Here is a 5948-nt window from a genome sequence, read left to right as displayed (position 1 = left end):
TAGTTATGATAACCAGCAAGACTTATCGGCTCTTCCGTACTTAGTGTGCCAAATCATTAGTTTTTTGGTACCCTAAACCCAAGCTGGCTGCGATTTCAAGGCGATCGCACTTGTACTGTAATGCGATAGGGCAAACTTTGGATGTAAATAATCTCAAAGCCTTACGGGACAAAGCCTTGAGGATAAATTTAAGTTAAATTAGCACACTAAGTAGGGAAGAGCCGCTCTTTTGAAGCAGATCGTAGAAAACGTTCGCTTGAGCGGAGATAAGGTCACTTTTGATACAATCGTAAAAGCTTGTCAGATTACGAAGCTGACTGCTCGATCTCTAAGTTTAGTCTTCTTTAAAAAAAAATTGTAATTCACAAGTTTTTCACTTTTTTCATCTATCTTAAGGTATAGTTATTCAGTGGCCTGAAAAAACATACAAAGAGCGTCAGAAAAATTACTGCTTAGCTCTGACGTTCTGTAAAAACGGTAATTGGATAACCACTATATTCTGGAGGAGTTTTTTACCAGTGCTGTGCAGTCTGAAAAATTTCCCAGCTACGATCGGTCGATCGCAAACGAGGGATGTGTCTGATAGTACAGTACTTCTAGTTAAACTTCCGGATAGAAGAACGCTGCTATCCAGGGTGCATCTACAACATTGCTTGAATAAAAGCGTTGATTAGCCTTCAGTTATCAACTTAGAAACTGGAACAATGACACTATTAATATTAGCATCTTCAACAACTGCTTACTTTTTTTCAGGGTTAGTTTGTTACTTTGCTTCATTAGGCAATGACAAATGTGTTTTTCAATCTAATGACAAGCTTTTGTTCAAAGGATCGACTAAACTTTGGATAGCCGCTTTTTGGCCTGTTTGGATCGTCAAGGAAATTGAAAAATAAAATCAGGCAAGATTATCGGTTGGGTGGGAAAACAAAACTCGACTTATCAGACTAAGTTGTTGGGTAAAGCTATGCACAAACATACAAATAGATGAGCTAAAGCGATCGCAATCGTCACGTCACAGCGATTTTGAGAAGCGGTATTACCAAATGCGCTTAGATAGCTTAGGGACGTTGCGGTTGTTGCCAAAGAAGGGCGATCGCCAATCTAACAAAAGTATGATATCAATCACCCAAACTACAAATCTGTTAGCAATCTTGCCTTTCTCATAATAAAAGTGAGGACAGTTTCTTCTCTAGAAATAATATCTGCTGTAATTTCCATCCCTGGTTGTACGGGATACTGAATATCGCCCTTCAGCAAATAAGCTTTTTCTGGCTGAATAGTGACTTCGTAGTAGGGGGAATTATTGTTTTGAGATGTAATAGCATCGGGAGCGATCGCACTCACTTTTCCTTGCAAAACGCCGTAATCTGTATAGGCGTATGCAGAAACTCGCAGCAGGGACTTTTGACCCAGAGTGATTTTAGCAATATCTTCAGCCGCAACGCGAGCTTTGATGACAATCGGGGCATTACTGGGAGAAATTTGGGCAATTGCTTCGCCCGATCGCACAGTTTGACCGGCGTTTCGCAGATACAATTGTAGAATTGTGCCATCTGCTGGCGAACGCACAATGCTTTTTGTCAGTTCGGTTTCGATTTGCTGGATTTCTTTGCGATCGCGATTAATTTGATTTTCGATTTCGATGCGGCGCTGAATCAAAGCTTCTCGTTCTTTTTTCAACGTAGCTAAAGTTGCTTCACCTTTAGCTTTTTCTTGGGCAATTCGCTGTTGGGCGATCGCAATTGGTGCTTTAGTAGGGTTGAGTGCAGTTTTAACTGCTTGCAATTTGGCAGCAGCTACTTCCACAGATTGTTTTTGTCTTTCAACGGTTTGTGCTTGTCCTTCAATCGCTTTTTTTTGCGCTTCAATGGCTGCTTTTTGTCCCGCAACAGTTTGTTCTTGCTGCTGAACTGCTAGTTCGTTTTCCTCCAACCTATCTTTAGAAATTGCTCCCGATTCTGCCAATGGCTTATAGCGATCGCGCCTGGAAATGGCAGATTTTAAGTTGGCTTCTGCTCCTTTTAAATTAGCGTCTGCTGAAAGCAAATTCGCCTGCTCTCTTTGCAATTCTTCTTGAGCTTTTTGCAACTCTGCCTGGGCTATTTTTAAGTTTGCTTCCGCTTGTTGCACTTCACTGGCAGTGGTAATTTGACGATCGCGATATTCCCTTTCGTTGCGCTCTAAATCTGCTTGTGCGGAAGCGATAGTACGTTCCGTACCGTTACTTTCAGCTACTAGCTGGTTTTGCAGGGAGTTTAGTTGAGCGGCGATCTGAGCGAGTTGCAGTTGATTTTGTTGAATACTGCCGATCAGTTGGCTTTTTTTAGTTTGCACTTGGGAGTCGTCGATAGTAGCGATCGCATCTCCTTCTTTTACCGCCATATTTTCTGTCACAGAAATGCTTTTGACCGTTCCTTCCGTTGCTGCTTGAACTATCCGCACTTCTCCAGAAGGACGAACTGTGGCGGGAGCCTTTACGGTCACATTGTACTCAGTAACGGCAGCAAGAGCGAAAGCCGCGCCAACAGTTCCCACCAAAAACAGCCCCCCTAGCGTTGTCCACCTGCCTATAGGAGGGAGAAACTCATCGCTAGTAACTGGGCGAAGAAATTCGGGATTGCGATCGCTAAACATATAGCTAGGGCGTTGGGGTTAGGGTGTCGGGCGTCGGATCGAGAGTTTCAGGAATTAACAACATCCTAACTCTGGCAGTTGCTATATCAGATCAAAAAACAACTCTTATTCCCACTGAAGGGCCGTAATACAGTGTATCGCCACTCATATCCAGCCTGCCAAATTCACCGGACTCAGCAAAATCCCTAAACTGTCTGGGAGCTAATGCCAAGCCATATAAATACACTAAATTAAACCCAGCGGTTAAGCTAACGTTGGGAGTAACCTGCCAGTTAGCAGAGATACTTCCCTCCACAACAGGAGAAAGTCCCCATTCACTTTTAACTCCTTTAATTCTTTCTAATAACTCTCCCGTATCAAAATCGTAGGCGCTAATAGTACTTGACTGATCGCCATTGTTGGCAAACACACCTGCTTTCGCTCCCAAGCCTATACTAAAGTTACGACTTACTCCAATATTGGCGTTGCCTCCTATTTGAAAACCAAACAAGTTATTTCTAGTCTCGATGTTGTAATCTCCTGTGGGATAAGCTCGCAGACCTTCTTCCGGAAAAGCCGCCGCACCAAATGTCGCTAAGTTAAATTTTTCTGGAGCGCTGATATACCGCACTCCCACCAACCAAGAGGGGCGAAAATTATTGGATGAAGCGACTTCTTTGTGATAATTAACCTCAAAGTTGTAGAGGTTAGCGCTGTAATCGAGCTGGTGTTCGTAACTGAGAAGAAAAGCCTGACTGATAGCGAAACTACCATTTCCTAGACCTAGAGGCGGCTCTTGATTAAGAATGTTAATTTTGTCTCCCAGAGACTCGCTAGGGTCAAGTATCGGCGTATCGTCGGTCGGTACTTCCACAACAACATCGCTGGGCAGACCGGGCTCAGGAGAAACAAGCGTAGCTGATGAACTGTATTCTTGCAAACCAAAGAAAGAAAAACTGATACTATCTTTGCGATCGCGACTGTAGCCTACTGTAATTCTAGTTCCCAACTCGTAGTCAAAAGCTACATCGTCAGTACGTAAAGTACCTCCTCTCTCAGGAGAACCTGTTTCTGCGACGCTCAGGTCTACAACTTCTGAAGTTAAGATACCTCGCGGGATGGTGCGATTGAGGAATAGCGCTTCCGCCTGCACGTACCATCGCTGTGGTGCGATCGAATTCGATCGAGTTGTTTCGCTTTGCGCTATTGCTTGAGATCTCAAGGTAGGATTGGTAGGATTTGTCGGAAAAATAGAGCCAGTATTATTACCCTCTGGCAACAAATCTGCCGCTTTATAGGAAAATTTCTCGGATTCTAGAAGCTCAATTTCAGCTTCTATTAAGGCTGCTTGTAGCTGTTCGAGTTGGATGGGAACAGTTGAATCATCATTCAAATAACTCTCAGCCAGAATTGGCTGTGCGTTCTCAGGCTCCGTTTGCAATATACCAGAACCTCGATCGGACACGGTTTGAGCGAGAACCGGGTTGACGTTCAGTAGGCTAGCAACTGCTAGCGCTGTTGGAATACCGAATAGGTATTTTCTCGTCGGTGACACACCCATTTATTCAATCCTCACATTCTTATTAGTTAGAACCGTTTATTATAATCATTTGTTGTTAATTTGTCTTTGACAAGCTGTCAAACATAAATCTAGTTGGTTTAGGATTCTTTATGATTAAGCTGGAAGCGCCAGAATTAAGGTCTGGTAAAGGGATATGCCCTACTTTTCCGAGAAAAACAAGCATTAAACCTCTTGACACTAATTGAGCCAAGCTATTAGTATTAATGCTGAAGCAAGATCAGTAGTTCTGTCAGTAAAATCAAAGGTAGACAAAATGAAAGAGAACAAGAAAGCACCTCTCTTCACCGAAATCGAAGCTAAAGAAGCTGCTTCTATCAACGGTGGATGCGAAGCACAGTGTGTTCACAGCCGTCAAAGTGTTACCAAGCTTGGTAAGCGCGGCTCATAATTACAGGATGCCTGCTAAGTCGAAAACGTTTAGATTTGTGGACTAAACGCTATAAAGAGAAATCAGGTAACTTAGCTAAATAGGCATCTGTGGAGATACAGATGCCTTACTTTTTGCATATCAATTTTCACCATGCAATATCCAAATGTTCTACAGCATAATGAAGAAGACTGTGGAGCTGCCTGCATTGCTTCTATTGCTAAAAAATACGGACGTACCTTTGCGATTAACCGCATCCGGGAAGCTGTAGGTACTGGGCAACTGGGGACGACATTGCTGGGGTTAAAACAGGGTGCAGATGCACTGGGTTTCAATGCTCGCTCAGTGAGAGCTTCACCGGAAATTTTAGACAGAATTAAAGAAGCACCCCTGCCAGCAATTATTCACTGGAAGGGGTATCACTGGGTTGTTTTGTACGGTAAGCGGGGCAGAAAGTATGTAATTGCCGATCCCGCAGTTGGTGTTTTGTACCTTTCCAAGAAGCAGTTAACGGAATGCTGGACGGATTGGGTGATGCTTTTAGTAGAGCCAGATCCGGTTCGGTTTTCCGAGCAACCTAACGATAAGGTAGGTGGTTTTGGGCGTTTTTTCAAGCCGATTTGGGCTTACCGAGGCATTTTGGCGGAAGCGCTGCTCATCAACTTTGTCTTGGGTTTGCTTTCCATCGCTTTACCTTTTTTAATCCAAATCTTAACTGATGATGTGTTGGTGAGGGGCGATCGCAAGCTGCTTGGGGGTGTAGCGATCGCAGTTGTAGCGATGAACCTCATCGGCAGCTGTTTGGGATTAGTGCAATCTAACCTCGTCGCACACTTTGCACAACGTCTGGAATTAAATTTAGTTTTGCAATTCGGACGACAAATTCTGCGCTTACCCCTCAACTACTACGAATCGCGTCGCAGCGGCGAAATTGTCAGTAGATTGCGAGATATTCAACAAATTAATCAGCTAGTTTCTCAAGTAGTTATCGGTTTGCCCAGTCAGTTGTTTATTGCGCTTGTTTCCTTGGGATTCATGGTATTTTACTCCTGGAAACTGGCAATCTGTAGCTGTTTAATTGCACTGTTGACGATCCTAACGCCGTTGTTTCTACTTCCCACCCTGCAACAAAAAGTTCGCAACTTATTAGTACTGGAAGCGGAAAATCAAGGGGTTTTAGTCGAAACATTCAAAGGAGCGCTGACGTTGAAAACTACCTCATCTGCCCCGCAATTTTGGTCAGAATTGCAAAGCCGCTTCGGTCGCTTAGCCAACGTCAGCTTCCGCACTATTCAAATTGCGATTATCAACAAAACTTTTTCCGAACTAATTTACGGTCTAGGTGTAATTGGCTTGCTTTGGTTTGGCAGTAGATTAGTAATTCAA

Annotated in this window: 4 protein-coding genes; 2 read left to right on the top strand and 2 right to left on the bottom strand. The window is 43.5% G+C overall.

The window, feature by feature from the left end; genetic code table 11:
• Window positions 1-1131: 1131 nt before the first annotated feature.
• Both H6S82_RS15105 and H6S82_RS15100 read right to left on the bottom strand, forming a co-directional pair.
• Window positions 1132-2634: an HlyD family efflux transporter periplasmic adaptor subunit gene (locus tag H6S82_RS15105; RefSeq protein ID WP_190468875.1), complete on the bottom strand. Its 1503-nt coding sequence runs from the start codon at window positions 2632-2634 to the stop codon at window positions 1132-1134.
• A gap of 91 nt (window positions 2635-2725) precedes the next feature.
• Complete coding sequence (locus tag H6S82_RS15100) at window positions 2726-4174, bottom strand: Lpg1974 family pore-forming outer membrane protein (protein ID WP_190468878.1); 1449 nt, start codon at window positions 4172-4174, stop codon at window positions 2726-2728.
• Between the two features lie 274 nt (window positions 4175-4448).
• Between H6S82_RS15100 and H6S82_RS34050 the strand changes: the two genes are divergently transcribed.
• Both H6S82_RS34050 and H6S82_RS15095 read left to right on the top strand, forming a co-directional pair.
• Window positions 4449-4583 (top strand): hypothetical protein, encoded by a 135-nt coding sequence (locus H6S82_RS34050; protein ID WP_255512269.1) that lies wholly within the window; start codon window positions 4449-4451, stop codon window positions 4581-4583.
• 132 nt (window positions 4584-4715) lie between these two features.
• Window positions 4716-5948: peptidase domain-containing ABC transporter (locus H6S82_RS15095; protein WP_191056371.1), on the top strand; the 1233-nt coding region annotated here is incomplete at its 3' end.

Origin of the sequence: Planktothrix sp. FACHB-1355 (genome assembly GCF_014748295.1) — a bacterium.
Taxonomy (GTDB): domain Bacteria; phylum Cyanobacteriota; class Cyanobacteriia; order Cyanobacteriales; family Aerosakkonemataceae; genus Aerosakkonema; species Aerosakkonema funiforme_A.
The sequence above is the reverse complement of the archived record's forward strand: the minus strand, read 5'-3'. Positions and strand labels throughout refer to the sequence as shown.